At 48.3% G+C, this 18,479-nt stretch carries 18 protein-coding genes and 1 tRNA gene; 11 read left to right on the top strand and 8 right to left on the bottom strand.

Annotated elements, in window-relative coordinates:
- Window positions 1-84 precede the first annotated feature (84 nt).
- Window positions 85-786 carry a hypothetical protein gene (locus K8S15_10860; GenBank protein ID MCD4776532.1) on the top strand — a complete coding sequence of 234 codons (702 nt, stop codon included), beginning with the start codon at window positions 85-87 and terminating at the stop codon, window positions 784-786.
- A gap of 63 nt (window positions 787-849) precedes the next feature.
- On the opposite strand, the gene K8S15_10855 is transcribed toward K8S15_10860, so the two are convergent.
- Window positions 850-1,620, bottom strand: coding sequence for an inositol monophosphatase (locus K8S15_10855; protein ID MCD4776531.1), 771 nt, complete (start codon window positions 1,618-1,620; stop codon window positions 850-852).
- Window positions 1,621-1,752: 132 nt separating this feature from the next.
- Between K8S15_10855 and K8S15_10850 the strand changes: the two genes are divergently transcribed.
- From K8S15_10850 to K8S15_10830, 5 genes are read left to right on the top strand one after another with little or no spacing between them, the layout of a single operon-like run.
- Window positions 1,753-2,505: a hypothetical protein gene (locus K8S15_10850; GenBank protein ID MCD4776530.1), complete on the top strand. Its 753-nt coding sequence runs from the start codon at window positions 1,753-1,755 to the stop codon at window positions 2,503-2,505.
- Between the two features lie 27 nt (window positions 2,506-2,532).
- Window positions 2,533-3,063: a hypothetical protein gene (locus K8S15_10845; GenBank protein MCD4776529.1), complete on the top strand. Its 531-nt coding sequence runs from the start codon at window positions 2,533-2,535 to the stop codon at window positions 3,061-3,063.
- A 51-nt stretch (window positions 3,064-3,114) separates the two neighbouring features.
- Window positions 3,115-3,564 (top strand): Rrf2 family transcriptional regulator, encoded by a 450-nt coding sequence (locus K8S15_10840; GenBank protein ID MCD4776528.1) that lies wholly within the window; start codon window positions 3,115-3,117, stop codon window positions 3,562-3,564.
- Between the two features lie 12 nt (window positions 3,565-3,576).
- Window positions 3,577-4,164, top strand: coding sequence for an iron-sulfur cluster assembly scaffold protein (locus tag K8S15_10835; GenBank protein MCD4776527.1), 588 nt, complete (start codon window positions 3,577-3,579; stop codon window positions 4,162-4,164).
- On the top strand, window positions 4,161-5,312 hold the full coding sequence (locus K8S15_10830; protein MCD4776526.1) for an aminotransferase class V-fold PLP-dependent enzyme: 1,152 nt from the start codon (window positions 4,161-4,163) through the stop codon (window positions 5,310-5,312). Before K8S15_10835 ends, K8S15_10830 begins: the two co-directional genes overlap by 4 nt.
- Before the next feature lie 2 nt (window positions 5,313-5,314).
- Here the strand turns inward: K8S15_10830 and K8S15_10825 are convergent, their stop codons facing one another.
- Window positions 5,315-6,070 carry a hypothetical protein gene (locus tag K8S15_10825; protein ID MCD4776525.1) on the bottom strand — a complete coding sequence of 252 codons (756 nt, stop codon included), beginning with the start codon at window positions 6,068-6,070 and terminating at the stop codon, window positions 5,315-5,317.
- Between the two features lie 103 nt (window positions 6,071-6,173).
- Between K8S15_10825 and K8S15_10820 the strand changes: the two genes are divergently transcribed.
- Window positions 6,174-6,572, top strand: a complete 399-nt coding sequence (locus K8S15_10820; protein ID MCD4776524.1) for a hypothetical protein — start codon at window positions 6,174-6,176, stop codon at window positions 6,570-6,572.
- Between the two features lie 196 nt (window positions 6,573-6,768).
- On the top strand, window positions 6,769-9,630 hold the full coding sequence (gene secD / locus K8S15_10815; GenBank protein ID MCD4776523.1) for a protein translocase subunit SecD: 2,862 nt from the start codon (window positions 6,769-6,771) through the stop codon (window positions 9,628-9,630).
- Window positions 9,631-9,689: 59 nt separating this feature from the next.
- On the opposite strand, the gene K8S15_10810 is transcribed toward secD, so the two are convergent.
- Window positions 9,690-10,940, bottom strand: a complete 1,251-nt coding sequence (locus K8S15_10810; protein ID MCD4776522.1) for a HAMP domain-containing histidine kinase — start codon at window positions 10,938-10,940, stop codon at window positions 9,690-9,692.
- Entirely contained in the window at window positions 10,940-11,632 is a 693-nt protein-coding gene (locus tag K8S15_10805; GenBank protein MCD4776521.1) for a response regulator transcription factor, read from the bottom strand. The genes K8S15_10810 and K8S15_10805 overlap by 1 nt, the downstream gene beginning before the upstream one ends.
- A gap of 90 nt (window positions 11,633-11,722) precedes the next feature.
- Here K8S15_10805 and K8S15_10800 point away from each other — a divergent pair, with 90 nt between their 5' ends.
- The gene (locus tag K8S15_10800; protein ID MCD4776520.1) at window positions 11,723-12,277 is read left to right on the top strand and encodes a hypothetical protein; all 555 of its coding nucleotides are present in this window, start codon (window positions 11,723-11,725) and stop codon (window positions 12,275-12,277) included.
- Here K8S15_10800 and K8S15_10795 read toward each other — a convergent pair whose 3' ends face one another.
- On the bottom strand, window positions 12,278-13,003 hold the full coding sequence (locus K8S15_10795) for a hypothetical protein (GenBank protein MCD4776519.1): 726 nt from the start codon (window positions 13,001-13,003) through the stop codon (window positions 12,278-12,280). It abuts the gene before it with no gap.
- On the bottom strand, window positions 13,000-13,614 hold the full coding sequence (locus tag K8S15_10790; protein MCD4776518.1) for an ATP-binding cassette domain-containing protein: 615 nt from the start codon (window positions 13,612-13,614) through the stop codon (window positions 13,000-13,002). The genes K8S15_10795 and K8S15_10790 overlap by 4 nt, the downstream gene beginning before the upstream one ends.
- Before the next feature lie 40 nt (window positions 13,615-13,654).
- On the opposite strand from K8S15_10790, the gene K8S15_10785 reads away from it, so the two are divergent.
- Both K8S15_10785 and K8S15_10780 read left to right on the top strand, forming a co-directional pair.
- On the top strand, window positions 13,655-14,578 hold the full coding sequence (locus K8S15_10785) for a hypothetical protein (protein MCD4776517.1): 924 nt from the start codon (window positions 13,655-13,657) through the stop codon (window positions 14,576-14,578).
- Between the two features lie 50 nt (window positions 14,579-14,628).
- A tRNA-Arg gene (locus tag K8S15_10780) sits at window positions 14,629-14,705 on the top strand.
- 169 nt (window positions 14,706-14,874) lie between these two features.
- Here K8S15_10780 and K8S15_10775 read toward each other — a convergent pair.
- Window positions 14,875-15,498, bottom strand: coding sequence for a hypothetical protein (locus tag K8S15_10775; GenBank protein ID MCD4776516.1), 624 nt, complete (start codon window positions 15,496-15,498; stop codon window positions 14,875-14,877).
- A gap of 231 nt (window positions 15,499-15,729) precedes the next feature.
- Window positions 15,730-18,456: a hypothetical protein gene (locus K8S15_10770; protein ID MCD4776515.1), complete on the bottom strand. Its 2,727-nt coding sequence runs from the start codon at window positions 18,454-18,456 to the stop codon at window positions 15,730-15,732.
- Window positions 18,457-18,479: the final 23 nt, after the last annotated feature.

Genomic DNA, 18,479 nt, shown 5'->3' with positions numbered 1-18,479 from the left:
ATACTTAAAGGTACAATGCACAGAATGTTAGGAAAACCGTTAATCCTGTGCCGGGTTTAAAGCAATAATCGAAAGGAGCTGAATGTGAACAAAATTATGATATTGATGCTCATCTGTGGCATATCAACTGCGGGGGTAAGGTTCGGAGGCAGGATAGGCTATTACAATGGAAACGACCCCAGAACAGGCCAGAGCGCGTCAGGCGCTGTTTTCGGCGGACAACTTAGTTTTCCTCTCCTGAGCCTTGTAGAACTTGAAGTAAGCGGTTCGTACGCCGGAAGCGAGAGCGATATTACGATGGAACAGTATCTGGTGACCTATATCGAAAATGAATACGGCCAGAATTTTCGGGAAGATACCACCGGTCTTTATCAATACCTTGAGAACGAATGGGGATGGTCTCCCGACAGCATCGAAAGCCAGATGCTTGGCGGTTACACGGCTACCTTTCATGATATAGATCTCGGCGCAACCATGAAAATTAGAATACCTATCGGGGCTCTTCCCCTGAAACCGTACATTGGCGCGGGAGGAGGAGCCCATATACTCTTCAGTGACGCTGATGTTCTGCTTCAGGTTATCAACGAAGAAACCGGCGGTTCTGTGAGCATCGATCCTTACGATCATGTGCATCCGGGAATTCATGGCGTTCTGGGAGTTTCCTTCGAACCTCCATTGGTTCCCCTGAGCGTTTTTGCCGAGTACAAGTACACCAAACCCATTTCATCGGATAAAGAGGTAGACGGCATCAGCATGTTCTACGGAGGCGTGAACCTGGGCTTCTGACAGTATAGCCCCGGATAGACGGCGACAGGTGAAGCCGATCAGATTCTGTTTCACCTGTCCTTTCTATTGTCCGATTCCCAGGAGCATTTTATTGTGAATTGGCCTGCCTGAAGCTACCGCTCCACATGAGGCAGGGGACCATTTTCCCCCTTCGTATGCGGATACTTCCCCGCCCGATTCTGTTACAAGAAGATAACCCGCGGCCATATCCCAGGGCTTCAGATGTTCTTCCCAGAAGCCATCCAGCCTCCCGCAGGCTACATATGAGAGATCAAGAGCCGCGGAGCCACCCCTTCGTATTCCCTGAACTCTTCCAAGGAAATACTTGAGGACTTCAAGATCAAGGCCAAGATTATTCTCTTTCCTGTGGTAAGGGAAACCTGTTGCGAACAGGCAGTCCGACATTTTTTCTGTCACGGTAGAGAACACCTGATGCCCGTTCAGCCATGTTCCCGATCCCTTTGAAGCTGAGAAGGTTTCTTTTCTGCCAGGGTCGAATACGCAGCCATGCTCTATTTCACTCCCGTTCCAGTAGGCTATGCTCACGGACCAGACTGGGTGACTGTGGGCGTAGTTATTTGTGCCATCCAGCGGGTCAACGATCCAGAAAGGAGGTTCGGGAAAATCTCCTTCCCAGCTCTCCTCCCCCAGAAAACCGGCTTCCGGTTTTATTTCCTGAAGACGATTTTTCAGGTGCTTCTCCGAGAGCAGATCCGCTTTGGTTACCAGTTCATGATTGTTTTTCTTCGTTACTTCCATATCCCTCCCGGCTGCGTCAAGAAGGATTGATCCGGCCTCATGGGCCGCCCGAATTATATCATCGATCATATTCACATCAGCCTTTCTGAAAGCCTTTCGATAGTATTTCCGCAGGAGAAAGCGGATTATGGGTCAGTCTTGTTTTTTCTCTATTAGTTTGATACTTTAATTAATACTTTCAAACAACGTATTCAGACAGGGGTTAAAATGAAAAGGAAGAATCTTATTTCTCACAGTCTTTCAATCTGGCTTTCCTGGGTTCTCGGTGTTATTGCGATAGTAGCGGGATCCACGATAATTGTCGTGGCATTTACCGCCTGGGGGCCGGTCAGGGGTAGCCTTGTATCAATAGCGGATGGACTTCACAGCGCTAACTCAGCGGTGGAGCTTATAGGGAAAGATTTCGGCACATCATCTTCTCTGGTAAGCGAAGTGAGCAATTCCATAAGAAGCACGAAGGATATAGTCCACGAAACCTGGATAACGGTAAACAACATAAAAGAAACCACGGAGGAGATAAGGGGTCTGGTGCTCATAGTGGGGGAAAGCCTCGAAAACCTGCCCGTTACGATTACTTCGATGATAGGCAGAAATTACTTCTCAGAAGCTGTTTCCAGCCTGAATAACACCTTCTACGCGTCGGGAGAAATGATAAGTCAGATGGAGCATCTTTCCGCCACGCTTGAACCACTTGAGCCGGTTCTTGAAGAAGTTGCCGGCGGGGTAGATTCTCTTGCGGGCGACCTTTTCACCACCGAGGAAGCTTTCAATAGAGCCACACAGCACCTTTCGAAGGCAGCCGGAGCCATCGAGAACGCCGCGGATTCCAGCATTCTTCCTCTGATAATCGCAGGAACGGGTCTTATTCCGCTGCTTGTGGGCTTCTACCTGACAATCCAGGGAGTAGCTCTTCGAAGGTTATATTCAGCCGGTGCTGCTGAAGTGGATAAAACTGACTGAATGTCCAGGAAAACCCGACGGATTCCATTGAGGTATTTTGTTCTTGCGATTCCGCTCACGTTCAATTCGCTGTATGCCGGAAGCCTGGCTCTGTTGCGGCAGGAAAGCCTCGAAATCCCTGTAGCCCGGTACAGGACCGTCAATTTTGTGCTGCCGGAGCATAAATCGGACAGCGCAAGCCTTATTGGGACTGTACAGATATTTCCTGACACAGCATCCGTTGAGTTGATACTGCTTCACGTGGATGACTATCTGAGGTGGCGTAACAACGTAGAACCTGTTGATACCCTGGAGTTCATGTCAGTATCCTCAGGTTCATTTGAATTGGAAGTGCCCGGTCTGGGCAGTTATTCTATTATAGTAAGCAATAGAGGCAACTATCGGCCAGTTACAGTTATCCTTGATCTGGATGTTACCTTTGCCGGCGCGGGAAAAACGGGAGATCCCCTTCCTTCCGCCCTGAGACTAGCTCTCGTTCTGATGATGGCGGGAACGGTAGCGGTGGCAGTGGGAAGCGTGCTGTCAAAATATCTCTACAAACGAAAACATGTTACTTGACGCAAAATAATATCTGAATATACTCATATTCCTACAGGAAAAGGGGGAAATATGCTTATTTCTACGAGAAGCCGGTATGCCCTCAGGGTTCTTGCCCGCATGGCCAGCATGATGGGTAAGGATGACAAACAGCCCATATCTCTTTCGCTGTTATCGGAGCAGGAGCATGTATCTGTGCGTTACCTTGAGCAGATATTCGGTCTTCTCAGGAGAAACGGAATAGTTAAGGGGAAACGTGGGCCGGGAGGAGGGTACGTTCTCGGGTTGCCTCCGGAGAAGATCAATCTTTTCAAAGTTTTTGAAGTTCTTGAAACCAATTTTCTTCCGGCGAGCTGCATGTCCGGAGAAGCGACGTGTTCTCCGGAGAACCTTTTCGGCCAGGAACACTGTTCTCTTGAGGATACATGTGTAACCAGACCGTTGTGGGTGAAACTCAGGAACATGTTCTGTTCCTATATGAGCGAAAAAACTCTGAAAGACCTTATAGAGGGGAACATATAGGAGAAATATCCGATGTGGAAGTATTCAGAAAAACTCATGGATCATTTCATGAATCCAAGGAATTCAGGGCAACTGCCCGATCCGGATGGGCATTCCGAGATTGGTTCTCCCCAGTGTGGCGACGCCATGACCCTTGATATCCGGGTGGATGACGACAATAGAATCGCGGATATAAGGTTCATGACCTTCGGCTGCGCTGGAGCCATTGCCGCGGCCTCCGCCCTGACGGAAATAGCCAGAGGAAAAACGCTGGAGGAAGCTCTTGAGATCACAAACGACCGGATAGTTGAATTCCTCGGCGGAATGCCGGAGGAGAAGTACCACTGCTCCGTAATGGGGCATGAGGCGCTTTCTGCGGCGGTTAGCAATTTCAGACATCGAAGCGATAACGTTGCTGAACATCTCAAAGCCATCATCAGTGAAATGCCTGAAGACCTTGCAGAAGCCGCCGGGAACGGAGGGATTTCGATCACACATGTTCATCCGGAGCGTGTACATGTCAGGCTTGCGGGAGGTGACTCTATATCCGTCATCACTATTCTGGAAAGAGAAATGCGTAAGAGAACGGGAAAAGCAGTGAAAGTGAGCGTCACCGAATGAAAGTATATCTCGACAATAACGCTACCACAAAAGTTGCTCCTGAGGTTCTCGACGCGATGCTTCCATTTCTGACGGAGAGGTTCGGAAACCCATCCAGTTTTCATTCTTTCGGAAGCGATATAATGGAAGATATCGAAAAGGCCAGGAATAAAGTTGCTGAACTCATAGGAGCCGATGCCGAAGAAATTTATTTCACGTCAGGGGGAACCGAAAGCGATAACACAGCTCTGATAGGCGCTGTCGAGATCAATCCTCTGAAACCAGGCTTTGTTACATCCAGGATCGAGCATCCGGCAGTGCTTGAGACAGCGGAACACATTGCTGAAGAGAGACATCTCGTTGCCTTTTCCGAAGTTAACAGTGACGGAACACTGGACATGGATTCTTTTGACAGTTGTATCAGCGAGAAGACCGGTCTGGTTTCAATAATGATGGCCAACAACGAAACCGGCGTTGTAATGCAGGTAGAAGAAGCAGCTCGCAAAGCCCACGAAGCGGGAGCTTTGTTTCATACGGACGCTGTTCAGGCTGTAGGAAAAATAGCCGTGGATGTAAGATCAATCGGAATAGATATGCTCAGCCTCTCCGCTCACAAATTCCATGGACCGAAGGGAGTGGGAGCCCTTTACATCAGGAAAGGGATAAAAATCCCTCCGCTCATGCTTGGGGGCCACCAGGAAAAGGGAATGAGGGCCGGCACTTTCAACGCTCCGGGAATTGCGGGACTCGGAAAAGCAGCAGAACTTGCGGTAGAGCACCTTTCGGAGAAGATCGATGAAACAGGATTACTTCTGGAAAGATTGGAGAAAGGCATACTTGATAACTGTTCCGGAACTGTCATAGCGGGCGCGAACGCAAGGAGGCTTCCCAATACAGCTACAGTGATGTTCGGGGGAGTTGAAAGCGAAGCGATAATGACCATGCTGGACGTAGAAGGTATTTGCGTATCTTCCGGTTCTGCCTGCAGCACCGGAGAAGGAACCCCCAGCTACGTTCTTTCGGCTATGGGGATTGACCCGGTTGATGCCAGCACCGCTATTCGGTTCAGTTTGAGCAGATATACAACCAATAGAGAGATAGATTACGTGATGGAGATTCTTCCTCCAATCATTGAAAGGCTCAGAAGAATATCTCCCTATGCGAAGTAACTTTAAAATCCCGACAAAGTCCAGGATGCTCCCGCTGAAAGTCTGAACGATTCCCCGCCGCTCAATCCCGCTCTCAGGGCTCCGAACAATGAAATACTGTCGAAGATATAAATAACTCCGGAACCACTCAAACCGAGGTCACCGAATGTGTTCCCGTCCATACCGCAAATTATCTGAACATCTTCCGCAACGTAACTGGCTCCTCCAATAGAGAAATTCATGTAATCGATGATACTATTCTCAAACGGGTTCTGACCTCCGTTCAGTACGTACGAAGCGGAGCACTGAAGGCGGAAAAGGCGGAAGGTTGTGCCTGTTGATATTCCAAAATCAAGCTCTGAACCGCGATCGCGACCCTCTCGGCCCGCAGGAAGCCTGAGGTGTCCATTCAGAACAAGGGATGACCCCCCCCTGGCGGTTTCGTACAGCCAGGCGCAGCCCAGTGTAATATCTCCCAGAAAATGACTTTCATCAGCGGAATCATCGAGATAGAATGGAATCTCTCCTCCAAGTTCAAGCCCTTCCATACAGCCCCAGGTGACATTCAGCGGAAGGATAAGGTAACTGTTGGAAGAACCTTTCATATCCATGTAATCAAAATGTCCCTGGATACGCAGCTCACCCATTTGCAGAAGATCGCTTCCGGGCAGAAAAAGGTACCCGCTGAGCCCCCCCTGTGTTGATGTTCCGTGAGCTGAATCTCCAGTTGAAGTTCCAGCCACTGAAAGAACAAGAACGGTAAGAAATACTTTTATCATGATACTCCCTTTATATTTCAACTTGACTTGACATACGATGAAGAGAATCTTCTTTCTGTCAGAAGTTTGGCAACCTGGATGTACCGGAGGAAAATAATAGAAAATGAAATTGAGTGAAATAGGCCTTATCCTTCTTGCCGTAGCTGCGGTGATCGGATTACTTTCTGTCGTCACAGCCGGGCAGGATGTTGTTGAGAACGATAATGAATTTCCAGAGGAGACCGATCCTCTGATACTTCTGGAACATGACTTTGTAACTATCTGCATCGGGTCGGGTTTAAGAGATGTGCCTTCATCATCGGCGGATACTGTTGTAAGGTCCATGGATCTGTTGGATACGATTTCGTTACATCAGGCTAATCTGCATATAACCAGAACAATTCGCGATCACGGTTTTGATCATGAGGTAACATACCTGGTGCCTGATAAGGGGTTGTCATTTCTTTGTCATACACTTGAGGGAGAGCCTCTTCGATTCGAATTGAATAATACGAGCAGATAAAAAAACAAAGGAATTCACCTTGTTGACACATTCTATTTCAGTCGCTATTCATCAGTTCCCGTAGAATTGTTATATTCCAGCTGATTTGAACTGAATTAGAGAATCACATAACGGCAGGTTATCGGATACCAGCCGTATTTTCTCGGTATGTCAAGATTGACTGACATCTGATGAATGTTCCCGGAGGTTATTACGTATGACTAAGTCCGCCAATTGGCGTAACTGGAGTTCGATTGCTTTATTTGTAGTGTCAATCCTTATGGTTTGGCCGACTTTTCACTGGTATACACTGCCAACCGCTGAAAGAGACCGGGCGGAGGCCAGCGTTCAACCTGAAACAGACAACCCTCATCTAAGGGCGGTACTTGACACCCTGCAGAGCCAGGGCGGAGAAAGCCTGCTGGAGGAATACAGGAACCTTTACCGGACCAGTGAAGGTACAATAAAACTGGGGCTTGATCTCCAGGGCGGAATGTACCTGTCCTACATGGTTGTCCCGACTCCCGGCCTGGATGAGGAAGAAGCTATCGACCAGGCTCTTGAGGTTATAAGGAACAGGATAAATGAGTTTGGTGTTTCAGAACCCTCAATTACCCGTCAGGGCAGCGATAGAATAGTAGTACAGCTGCCGGGAGTTCGTGATCCGGAAAGAGCCAGGGCAATTGTAGAGCGGCAGGCTATGCTGGAGTTCAAACTCGTTGCATACCCTTCGGAGGAACACCCCACCGTATCCAGCGTGCCGGTTCTGAGGCAGGTTGACAACTTCCTGACCGGTAAGGAGGAGGAAGAACCCGCATCAATTGACAGCCTTATTGGCGAGTCCTCCGATACAACAGGAATTGAAGCCACTGAAATTTCTATTCAGGACACAGATTCATCAGTTCAATTCGATTCACCGGAAGGATTTTCTCTTCCTCAACGGGAGACCGAGGGAGAAAATTTAGCGGATGAAATCACTATTCCGGAAATGGAAAGGCCTGGAAGCCTTGCCAGCCTCATCGAGATGGCATCAGAAGACATTTCATATAGCACTGTCGGAATAGCGCCGGGCGACTGGATCGTTTACGTTGGCGACAAAATGGATAGGTTAAATGACGTTATCAATACACCGGCCGTTGACTCGATCATGGCTGAAGCCAATCTCAGATTCGTTTTCGGCAGGTTGGAAGAAACTCCCCAGGGATCACTGAGAGCTCTGTACATACTTCCCCGTGACATGACCCGTGGCTGGGAACGCCAGATCGACGAAGTGAGGGAAGAGTATCTTCTTACGGGAGCGAGTCTTACCGATGTGAGAATCCGTATGGGAAGCGCCCAGTCACTTTCAAACAATCCTTATCTCATTCTGGAATTCGATTCGGACGGAGCCAGGAACTGGGAACAGATTACAGGTAACAATGTAGATAAGCGGGTAGCCATAGTACTTGACGGCACAGTATACTCCGCCGCGACAATTCGCGAGCGGATATCCGGTTCCGGAACCAGGTTGTCCGGAGGGTTCTCAACGGAAGAAGCAAGAGACCTGAGACTTGTTCTGAAAGCCGGTTCACTGCCGGCGGAGCTTGTAATCGCCGAAGAACAGACCATAGGCCCGAGCCTTGGACAGCAGTCCATCAACAACGGCATGCTGGCGGGAATAATCGCGATATGCCTGGTGGCTGCCTTCATTATCATTTATTACGGAACGGGCGGGGTAATAGCAATTCTGGCACTTATCTTCGATATGCTGATTATCATGGGAGTTCTCTGCTTCCCCGGTCCACTGGCTCAGCTGGGAGTCAAGGGTCTTAACGCAACCCTTACTCTACCGGGAATAGCAGGAATCATTCTGACCATAGGCATGGCCGTTGATGCCAGCGTTCTTATTTACGAGAGAATCAGAGAGGAAAAGAGAGCCGGCAAGGGTATAAGGGCAGCCGTGAGGTCAGGATATTCCAGAGCCTTTGTTACCATCCTCGACGCTAACCTCACCACTTTGATTACAGCGCTTGTGCTGTACAAATTCGGAACCGGCCCGATAAAGGGATTTGCCGTTACTCTTTCAATTGGTATTCTGGCCAGTATGTTCTGTTCGCTTGTTTTCTCAAGGGCTGTTATAGAACTTCTCCTCAAGAGCAAGAAGAAAAAAGACCTGAGTTTCGGGAAATTTTCTGTTCTGGGCGACAGACATTTCTCCTTTGTGGAAATGCGGAAGAAGACGTACCTGATTTCTGCCGTAGTGATTCTCATAGGAATGGGAGCATTCTTCATCAACGGTGGCCTTGATCTTTCGATTGACTTTACGGGCGGTCTTGAAACGAACGTAATCAGCAACACCGCCTCAACAACCGGAGAACTGAAGGAAGCGCTCACCGAAGACGGCCTTGGGGATGTGCAGGTTCAGAAACTTATGGATTACCAGGGGGATGGAGCCGCCGCATTCGTTGTACGGACTTCGGAGGTAGACAAGGATATTGTCTATACCGCTCTGGAGGAGAACGGATGCGTTCCAATGGAACTGGAGGCTGATACCGAAGGGCTTTCCTTCATCAAGCAGATCGGTCCCAGGGTGGGAGAAGAACTGAAAGCCAAGGCGCTTAACGCCATTTTCATGGCCATGATATTCATCATCTTCTATGTCTGGTACCGATTCCAGTTCAAGTGGGGAGTAGCGGCGGTGGCCGCCCTGGCACACGATACCATTATAACCATAGGTCTGCTTGCTCTTATCAGGCTTGATATATCACTTACCATTATTGCGGCTATTCTGACGATAGTGGGTTATTCGATAAACGACACCATAGTAGTTTTCGACAGGATCCGTGAGGATAGAAGGCTCAGAAAGGGCAAAACTCTGGCGGAGACGGTGAACATATCAATAAACGAAGTTCTGAGCAGAACTGTGATAACATCTCTTACAACGTTCGTGGCGGCATTCATACTCTTCATAATATCGGGAGGAGTCCTGTCCCGATTCGCGCTTACACTCATGATAGGGATAATTGTAGGGACCTACTCTTCAATATTCATTGCCAGCCCGATACTTGTCGACTGGCACGCGAAGCTCAAGAAGAAGTAGAACTCGGGCACTGAAATACTGAAGTGGAAGCGGAACGGGTTAACGCCCGTTCCGCTCAGCTATGTATGATGTTCTTCTATTGGTACAGGCAAATCTGATTCAATTTCAATAACGGCTTCGGCGCCTCCCAGCTCATCGCTTGAACCGAAGAGCAGTTTCCCTCTGTGCAGGACTATTATTCTTTTGGCGATGGCCAGTCCCAATCCCGTTCCTTTACTTGAGTGACCCTTTGTGAATGGTTCTCCCAGCCTGTCGATAATCCCTGCATCGTAACCCCTGCCGTTATCGGCAACCGAAACCCGGACACTCCCGGAGGAAAGATCATCAGCTATACTCACTACCACCTTAGATTCGGCATGGTTCACCGCGTTACGGATGAGGTTGCCAACTGCCCTGCCGAAAAGGGAGATATCTCCCTTGCAGCTACCTTTGCCGCGAAGCGTGATATCAATTCCATCTCTGGACCAGGACTCAGCTTGAACCATCTCCCTGCAGACCCCTTCAAGGTCAATATGTTCAAGGTTGATATGACTTTCCCTCCTGAGTTTGTTGAAATCCAGAAGTTCCGTTACCAGGTTATCCAGAGAAATGAGATCCTTTTCCATCCTGTCGATCTTGGAGAAGTTCTCCTCCCCTGAATCCTCCCTGATAAGCTCGAGAGCCAGCCTCATCCGGGCCATAGGTGTGCGCAATTCATGGGCAACGATTCCAAGAAGTTCCTGGTGCGATTCGATCAGAGATTTGATCTGTTTCGCCATACTGTTGAAAGTTCTACCAAGATTATCTATGAGATCTCCCTTTTTCTTCACCTGCAGCTTTATTCCAAAACTGCCGGAACCGATTTCAGAGGCAGCCCACTGAAGTTTCGACAGCCTTTTTCGAACAGGCTGGAGAGATACGAAAAGAACCAGCCCCTCCGTAAAAAGGAGTATCAGCACTATCTGCCAGAAGCTTTTCCTCACAAAACCCGCCGGACCTCCCCGGGGACCACCCGACAGGTCTATCCTCCATGGATAATCCCATGGCAGCGCGGGAAGAGTATAAAAACCTTCCTGTGGAGGAATACGGCGAAGGTGTCCTGCGTTGGGATATACAATTATCTCAAGATCCATTGATTCCGCGACAGCGATGATGGAATCCTTTTCGAGCGGATGCGACGCGAGCAGCAAATCCCTGAATTCCTCTACATTTGCCCTGTGGGCGTTTAACTGTGCGGGAATGATTTTCATCATAGCCACTACTGACAGAATCAGTGTCATTACAATGCATATGGCCAGGGGCATGTAAACCTTAAGAAAGAGTTTATGCATCAGTGTTCCTCCGGAATTATCATCAGGTAGCCTATTCCACGGACAGTTTTAATCAATTCCCCGGATGAAGGGTCTTCAAGCTTTCTGCGGAGGCGTGAAATAATTACATCCACGGTTCTGTCAAAGGAATGAAAATCGATTCCCCTCAGTTCCTCAACAAGCTGGCTTCTTTCCTGAACCCTTCCCGCTCTTCTTGCCAGAAGGACAAGCAGATCGAACTCAGTGGTTGTAAGATCAACGGGATTGCCTTTTAACGTAACCTCCCTTGAGGGAACGTTTATATGAAGATTTCCCCGTCGAATGATTTCAGCCTTCGCATCTGCGGAACCCCTTCTTAGAAGAGCTCTGATCCTGGCGAGCAGAACCCTGGGAGTAACCGGTTTACCGACGTAATCGTCCGCTCCGACTTCCAGCCCTACAACGATGTCAGCGTCGTCCTTCATGGCAGTAAGCATGAGAACGGGCCCCCTCCAGGAGGATCTCAGTTCCCTGCAGATATCAAGGCCGCTGGCATCGGGCAGCATCAGGTCTAGTATTACAAGGTCGGGTTTGGTTTCCAGAACGGTTTCAACAACATTGGAACCTTTGTAGAGAAGACTGACTATGAATCCATGTCGCTGAAGGTATTCCCGCAATAGAGACGCAAGGGCCTCATCATCTTCAACAATCAGAAGTTTGTTACTGTTGCGCATAGGATTCCTTTCTGTTGTTGACAAAAACGAAACTACTTCTATTCTATTGTGAATCCGTAAAGATGCCAATTAAGAAAAAAGGACAGTAAAATGCTTACAATGCTTACAATAGTTGCTCTATCCATTACAGGTTCCGAACAGACCGAACCTGTATACGTCCTCGAAGCGCCCGGAGTAGCGTTCGGCTTGCTTCCCGAAGAATTTGATCCTCCTGTTGAAGGAACGCTGACCGATGAAACCGGAGTCATAGCAAGCAGTCCCAACGCAACCGGGGTTGAATATCATCTCCATTACTGGAAGGAAAACCTTGAGCCCGACACCAGGAAGGCTGACTGGCTTGAAGCAAGGTTCCGAAATATCATCTCTCCCGATATCTTACCGTCCCTTCTGATAAGCGATCCTGAATGGATGGAGGGAAGCACCGATTCCCCCCACTGGGAAACCAGTTCTATAGGTCTTGTTACGGTACTGAGTTTCAACGTGATAACTGAACGAGGTAATATTACCGGCAAGGGTAGAGCCTGTGCGATATTTACGGAAGATCACTCGATACTTTTCTACATGATCACTCCGGCCGACGCCTCCACCGATGTGGCAACAGGGTTTGATAATGTAGTTTCACATATGTATCTGGCCGGGGAATAGCTACCTTCTCTTCGAACCTATATCGAAAAGTATCCTGCCCAGTATAAGAACAACTACCGAGTGTAAGATAAGAACTATCGTCTGAATAAGGCCCTGCGGATATATAAGCCCCAGGGTCATTATTCTTCCGACCGGAGGAATAAGGAAGTAGACCAATTCTGGAAGCCTTACGATTGGAAGCCCGGTCAGGAATCCAAGAAGCAGCAATGCTGTGAAGAACATCGAGCCTGCGGTGCCTTTTGTAAGTATGCCCAGAAACGCTCCGATGGATACGGCCCAGACTACAGGGATATAGGATTCCGCGATTATCTGCAGGAGAGGATATCTTCCAGGTTCAGGAAGAGCTGCCGCCACTGCTCCAATTGTCAGTATGAAGATGATTGATACAACCGAGAGCATCGCGAGATAGGGTCCCCAGAACCCGGAGGATCTGCTGACCGGAAGTGACAAGGAATTTCTGAACCATCTGGATTCCCACATTTCCGAAAAGAACATGCAGGACTTGATACCGGCAAAGAGAGTGAGAAGAAGGGAACAGTTCCAAATAGCCAGTACGGTTCTCTGTTCCAGATTGAATATTCCCGTTACGCCGTGGGAGGACAGGAACGCTTCCGCATATACCATGAAAGCAAGCATTGGCGGAATAAGAAGGTATGGACCGATCCACTTCGTTTTAAGAAGAATGCTTATGCTTTCCCTGAAATGGTAGGTGTTCCTGCCTTTCATAATAGGTTCACCACCCTGTCAGCTCTCTTAACCAGAGGAGATTTGCTTTGCACCAGCGCGAGCACGGAAGCATTTTTTTCAAGCAGAGACAATATGATGGAAAGAGCCGAACTGATTGAAATTGACGACATATTTACCAGAGGTTCATCAAGTACGGCTACCAGGGGATCTGTAAGAGCCAGGGGAGCGAGTGAGAGCATCTGGAGTTGAGAGCGGTTCATCTGCTGGGGAACGTATTGAGCAATTTCTGTTAGCTCCATTTCCTTACACCAGTTCTCAATATCCATTCGAACATCCCTTACCGGGACCCCGCGAAGGAGAGCTATTCTGCGTTCAAGTTGGGTTCTGACAGCTAAATCCGGAGCGAAATTGAAATTCTGAAAAACAAAAACAGCTTCCTCTCGGGCTCTCATGGAATCTGGTTTAGCCCCCATAATTCTGATGGAACCCCCGCTTACGGACCTGATACCCGCAATGGATTTGATTAGATTACTCTTACCGCTTCCCGGACAGCCGACGAGAGCTACAAGCTCTCCTTTGCCTGCTTCAATGGAGAGGTAAGATATCCGGGGCGGATCGGAGTAACCGCCAATGGAAATGTACGGAGGCATATGTTCCTTTCAATATTCAGCAGAAACGAATAAATACCCCATGAAAACAATTGCGACCACCCTCATGCTAACTATGCTGATTGCGGGATGTGCTGAAAAGGAAAGATACGCTGAACGTTACCTCGATACAATCGCTCTTGTAATTCACATGGACAGGCCTGCTGAAGTTGCCGGGCTTCTCAGACAGGGAGCCTCTCTCTGTCATGCGATTGAGTATCCCGATCTGTCAGGAATAAGCCGATTATCATTCAACTGCGGATACGAGGATTCCACAGAACTTCTTAAGCAGCTGCCTGACGCTGAAATTCCATTCAGAGTCTCAGCGGGAGCATACAGCGGCTATCCATCAGTTGAGTACTGGCAGGAGGGAATAACCTGGCAGCCCTTGTATAGCTGGACTCTAAGTGAGAAGACCTGCGAATTTGCAGCGACAGTCAAGGTAAGTAACAGTACAGGCAGGGAGTGGTTCTCACAGAACACGATAATGAAGGATAACTCGGGCAATCCTGTCTGTATGGTATCTGATACGCTGATAATCAGGAATGGTGACATGGAGCTGGGATGGTGGAATGCAGCGGGGGAAGTACTCCCTCTTACATTGAGATACGGATGGCCTGTTAATTCTCAGTGGAATCAGCTTGTGCCGTGCATTGTTCCGAATTCGGGCGACCTTCTTGCGGGAACAAGAGAATGGCCCCTCAGAACTGGAGATACGCTTTGGGTTCAGCCGCACAGAGAGATAGAGATAACGGAGACCATTCATCAGAACACAACCGGGTACGAGTGTACCCTCATGATCTATAATCAAACCGGGAAATACACGGAAATCAGAATATCGCATCCGGAGACAACGCCGCGGGGGGCCATCTTTCAGAGGGAGGAAGACTTTCCGTCATTTGTCGGCCTGCAGCCGGGTGATGTGGTAATTCTTGAATACAGAATACTTTACAATCGATCGTCTTGACCTTGGGGCATTTGATTGGTTAGAATAGCCGTCCAACCCTTGTTCTATGTGCGCCCGTAGCTCAATTGGATAGAGCGTCTGGCTACGGACCAGAAGGTTCCGGGTTCGAGTCCTGGCGGGCGTACCAGTTAAGCAGAGAAGGGGGTCGGACTTCACTTGCGACACTTGCAGACTTCTACAAATAGATTCTCCCTGCTGAAGGGGGTAGGACGCCACTTGCGGCACTTACGAAAGAAAATTAAGCTGAACCCGTGTTCTTTCATAGTAAAAGTTCATTGATGTGCTGCATGGAAGTTCTATAGCAAAAGGAGATCGCCGTCGGTCCATGAAAATTTTTCCTTTATCACTGCCCAGGTAACGGTCTCCTTGTTTTCCGAAAGATCGTACCACTGCCATACATACCACTCACCAGTGGAGTCCTGTCGGCATACGAAAACGGAAGAGCCCATGGCCCTGTAATATCCTGCCTGAGCTTGTTCGGTATACACTGTGAGTTCAAATACGCGTTGAAGCGCATATGACTGCCCCGTTGAATCACCCGTCCAGGGAGTCACATGATTACCATCAACTACAAGTTCAATAGAATCTGTAGACTCGAACATGTTCTGGTGGCACAGCTCTTCGAACTCGTATCCCCAGCAGCTGTCCTGTCTGGCAGACTCGCACCACAAGGAACCCACAAGTAATGGATGAAACTCAAAATCTTCCCTGAAGCAGCTCATATAAAGATCAACATCCCTGATATTGTACGAGAACTCAAGATTGTCGATAATCTTCCAGGAGCTATCGACGGGTGACCACGGTGGTCCCTGAGGTGCTTTTCCTACCGGTCCGGTGGTGTCGGTGCAGGCTACCGAAATCAGTATAGCGGATACTGTTGCAGAGATAATGCCAAAGGAGTTTATTCTTTTGCCTCTCATGATATCTATCTTCCTTTCAGCAAGTGCGGATTACAGATGATCCCTTCAAAAAAGACCCTCCGCCGATTCCGCACACTTGTGTCATGCACTTCTGAAAGAATAATAGTCTCAGAGAAAACCTCCCCGGATAGGGTTGAAATACATTAACAGAAACCTCAACCAGTTTAATTACGCTATACAGTTGTCCTTCAGTCAAGATTTGTAGGGATCTATAGCTGATCATTCACAATTTCAGTTGTTTATTCCATAATCGGGGCCCAGTATGGTTACCTCATCATCGTCTTCCGCGGGGGGAGTCGACTTCTTGAGTTCGCGGGTTGAAATCCCCTGTGAATCATTGCTTTCTATAACGCTCTCGGAGAATCCCAAATTACGTATGGTCTCCTTCAATTGCTGAATAAGATATTTATCAATTTTGCTTTTCTTTAAGAAACCGCCCTCCACTTCATGCAGCAGTTTCTTCAGCACCGGTAACTCGTTCGCGTCCCCATATCTCCTGATGACCTGTAACGCCCCGGCGATAAGCTCAGGATCATCGTCAAGCATATCAGAAAGCCCTTTCTTGAGGCATTTTGATATGAATTCTATAACAGCGTGGTGTTTTCCGAGCATACTGAAGGATTCCATAATCTCAGGCCTGATATCTTTGTTCTTCCTGTATGCCTCTGTTATTTTTGGAACGAAAGCAGGATTCAGCATGGCTCGCTTTGTGAGGATATCAAGGGCTATCTCAGCGACTTCACTTTTCTTGTCCATGATCAGGTACATCGAAAGGCTTTCCGCGGTTGTTGCAGATACTTTTGTCAAAGCCAGGAGACATTCGCGCCTGATTCTGTGATCAGGAACTTTACAAAGTTCTGCGAGAATGCTTTCACTTGTGGGAGAGCCAATGTCGCGGAGAACCTGTATCATGTTTCTTGCTTTGTACCAATCTGTTTCCGGGAGTGAATAGACCGCCCCGCTTTTCAGAGAGTTGAAGGATTCTACCGTCTCGGAGAGGTTTCTATGGATAGCTGTTAATCCTCTGTTGCCCATTTTAAGAAGCATGCGAAAAGCCCTGGCTCTGAGCCTCCTGCTATCCTCGTGGAAAATATTGACCAGTTGAGATACAAGATTATCCTGGGGGGCTATCATCGCGAGACGGCGAGCTTCCCTGGAAACAGTTTCGTCCTCTGAAAGGATCTTCTGAACAAGAACCTCCGCAGCGTCTATAGTGTCCATCTTCCTCTTGGCTTCTATCAGAGATCGCTTTCTTGCTGCCTCCAGCTCTGTCCTGGAGAATTGCATTGACTCAAGGTTCAAAAGGATCTTTCCAGCCTCAAGGGCTATTGCCATCATTCCTCTGGAAAGAAGAGCTTCCATCAGTGAAGCGATCAGGATTACCCCTTTGTATAGAACGTCCGGATCCTGTTCCCTTTTAAGGAGCATGGAAATACTATCGATTATCTGTAAAGTCGAGTTTTCCTTTCCGCGCTCTACGGCCAGCAGAGACATATCCTGCAGCTTGCTCACCGCACGGTGTCTTGTGTCCGGATCGGGAGAAGAAAGACTTGTAAGAAGCCTGTCAATGATTTTACGGATGGCTTTCCAGGCCATTCCCCTTTGAATTATGCGGTTTGAAAGAAGGCCCTTTTCAAGGAGAGTTGGATCAAGAGCAATTACAAATCTGGCTATCATCTCCCTTTGTTCTTCCTTATTTTCCTTTGCGGCGGCAAGTACTGATTTCAGGGCGTCACCGATTTTGCTGCCCGGAAAGGAATCTATGCTCTCTCCCCGTTCAAGCCTGTCTATCAGCTCTGAAAAAATAGCGTCCTCAATTGTAACTTCTCCCCGCGCGAGAGTCTGTTCTGAATCTCCATCCTCTGAGATCAACTCGTAATGAAAACGGTTAATGGAAATAGAATCAAGCCCTCTGAGTTCAAGGAGCCTGTCCATACCGCCATGCTCAGAAATGTACACGGGAGGTCTGTTGAAGATCTTGGCGAAGGTCTTTACGTTTTCAGCTGTTACCCCGGGTTCGAAAGTCAGGCTGCTCATTCTTCTTTCAGTAAAGGCCCTGATGAACGCGCTCATCCCGGGGCTTTTTTTTTCCACCCTTATGTCGTTAACCATGACGGTATCACCCATTACTGAAATTGTAACCTGTTCCTTCTCTTTATAGAATTTGGATAGGGTGCTCAGGAAAGATTCCGTTGAAGGATCTATTGAAGGATGACCTGAGGGGAACATCTGAAGAACCTTTATAAGTAGCTCAAGTCTTTTTACGAGATTCTCCGCGTTCCGCTGGGCTACGGCCTGGGACATCTGGCCCGCTCCCATGTGAGCTAAAAGATTACTTCCGGAAGAGTATTTATCAAGTGTTTTAGAACTCAGCGCGAACTGCCATGTACCGGGGGTTTTTTCTATAAAATCAAGCTCGGCAAGAATATCCTTCATGAATTTACGCATTTCTACAGGATAGGAACTGAGTTTTATCCTGAAGGTTGGATCTTCTTTGCCTGCCCCCTTGAGGACGGTAAGCGCGATGTCAGCACCTGAACAGTCAATATCTAAATCGGGATCAAGGAGGTCATCGTCAATTAGCATGAAAATAACCTCGGTAAGCATGGATATCTTGGCAATAACGTATTTGGAGGCTCCTGAAGGAACCTGGTCGAAAAGGTTCCATGCTTCTTCGAGGTTGGTTTTTGTGAACCAGTTTTCCAGCCCCACCCAGTTCCAGTCCGGAATAATTTTTTTCAGGAGAGGTTTGTTAATAAGAGAAATGAAAGTTATGCCAGCTTCCATGCGCTGGGATGAATCCGCCACTATCGACCCCAGGACGGGGCCGATTATCCCCGGTTTGTAGCCGGAGACAAATTTGGCAAGCGCATTGTTACGATCCTCAGGGGTTTCCTGGGAAGAAACTGCAGTTACCAGCCTTGCAGCTATCCTGTCCGGATCACCAGAATTCTTCATGATTCGCTCCTTATACACTGAAC

Origin of the sequence: Candidatus Aegiribacteria sp., assembly GCA_021108005.1 — a bacterium.
In the GTDB taxonomy this organism is placed as follows: domain Bacteria; phylum Fermentibacterota; class Fermentibacteria; order Fermentibacterales; family JCC-6; genus Aegiribacteria.
Note: the sequence above shows the minus strand (reverse complement) of the source record. Positions and strands in the feature narration are given on the sequence as shown.

Coding starts and splice junctions, on each gene's coding strand:
- K8S15_10850 (MCD4776530.1), top strand. CDS start 1,753: ATGAAAAGGAAGAATCTTATTTCTCACAGTCTTTCAATCTGGCTTTCC.
- K8S15_10840 (MCD4776528.1), top strand. CDS start 3,115: ATGCTTATTTCTACGAGAAGCCGGTATGCCCTCAGGGTTCTTGCCCGC.
- K8S15_10835 (MCD4776527.1), top strand. CDS start 3,577: ATGTGGAAGTATTCAGAAAAACTCATGGATCATTTCATGAATCCAAGG.
- K8S15_10830 (MCD4776526.1), top strand. CDS start 4,161: ATGAAAGTATATCTCGACAATAACGCTACCACAAAAGTTGCTCCTGAG.
- K8S15_10825 (MCD4776525.1), bottom strand. CDS start 6,070: ATGATAAAAGTATTTCTTACCGTTCTTGTTCTTTCAGTGGCTGGAACT.
- K8S15_10820 (MCD4776524.1), top strand. CDS start 6,174: ATGAAATTGAGTGAAATAGGCCTTATCCTTCTTGCCGTAGCTGCGGTG.
- secD (MCD4776523.1), top strand. CDS start 6,769: ATGACTAAGTCCGCCAATTGGCGTAACTGGAGTTCGATTGCTTTATTT.
- K8S15_10810 (MCD4776522.1), bottom strand. CDS start 10,940: ATGCATAAACTCTTTCTTAAGGTTTACATGCCCCTGGCCATATGCATT.
- K8S15_10805 (MCD4776521.1), bottom strand. CDS start 11,632: ATGCGCAACAGTAACAAACTTCTGATTGTTGAAGATGATGAGGCCCTT.
- K8S15_10800 (MCD4776520.1), top strand. CDS start 11,723: ATGCTTACAATGCTTACAATAGTTGCTCTATCCATTACAGGTTCCGAA.
- K8S15_10795 (MCD4776519.1), bottom strand. CDS start 13,003: ATGAAAGGCAGGAACACCTACCATTTCAGGGAAAGCATAAGCATTCTT.
- K8S15_10790 (MCD4776518.1), bottom strand. CDS start 13,614: ATGCCTCCGTACATTTCCATTGGCGGTTACTCCGATCCGCCCCGGATA.
- K8S15_10785 (MCD4776517.1), top strand. CDS start 13,655: ATGAAAACAATTGCGACCACCCTCATGCTAACTATGCTGATTGCGGGA.
- K8S15_10775 (MCD4776516.1), bottom strand. CDS start 15,498: ATGAGAGGCAAAAGAATAAACTCCTTTGGCATTATCTCTGCAACAGTA.
- K8S15_10770 (MCD4776515.1), bottom strand. CDS start 18,456: ATGAAGAATTCTGGTGATCCGGACAGGATAGCTGCAAGGCTGGTAACT.